The sequence below is a fragment of the Pseudoalteromonas sp. T1lg22 genome (genome assembly GCF_002964645.1).
Taxonomy (GTDB): Bacteria; Pseudomonadota; Gammaproteobacteria; order Enterobacterales; family Alteromonadaceae; genus Pseudoalteromonas.
Genome location: NZ_PQBY01000004.1, coordinates 1 through 722, shown reverse-complemented (window position 1 = coordinate 722; position 722 = coordinate 1). Strand labels below are relative to the sequence as shown.

General features: G+C 51.2%; 1 rRNA gene. It reads right to left on the bottom strand.

The features are described 5' to 3' along the window. Nucleotides 1–722 (bottom strand): 16S ribosomal RNA (locus tag C2M24_RS02245); the annotation flags it as partial.

Sequence of the window (722 nt, the reverse complement as noted above, 5' to 3'; positions counted from 1 at the left end):
TGCGCTCGTTGCGGGACTTAACCCAACATCTCACAACACGAGCTGACGACAGCCATGCAGCACCTGTATCAGAGTTCCCGAAGGCACCAATCTATCTCTAGAAAGTTCTCTGTATGTCAAGTGTAGGTAAGGTTCTTCGCGTTGCATCGAATTAAACCACATGCTCCACCGCTTGTGCGGGCCCCCGTCAATAAGTTCTCTGTATGTCAAGTGTAGGTAAGGTTCTTCGCGTTGCATCGAATTAAACCACATGCTCCACCGCTTGTGCGGGCCCCCGTCAATTCATTTGAGTTTTAACCTTGCGGCCGTACTCCCCAGGCGGTCTACTTAATGCGTTAGCTTTGAAAAACAGTCCCGAAAGACCGAGCTTCTAGTAGACATCGTTTACGGCGTGGACTACCAGGGTATCTAATCCTGTTTGCTCCCCACGCTTTCGTACATGAGCGTCAGTGTTGACCCAGGTGGCTGCCTTCGCCATCGGTATTCCTTCAGATCTCTACGCATTTCACCGCTACACCTGAAATTCTACCACCCTCTATCACACTCTAGTTTGCCAGTTCGAAATGCAGTTCCCAGGTTAAGCCCGGGGCTTTCACATCTCGCTTAACAAACCGCCTGCGTACGCTTTACGCCCAGTAATTCCGATTAACGCTCGCACCCTCCGTATTACCGCGGCTGCTGGCACGGAGTTAGCCGGTGCTTCTTCTGTAAGTAACGTCACA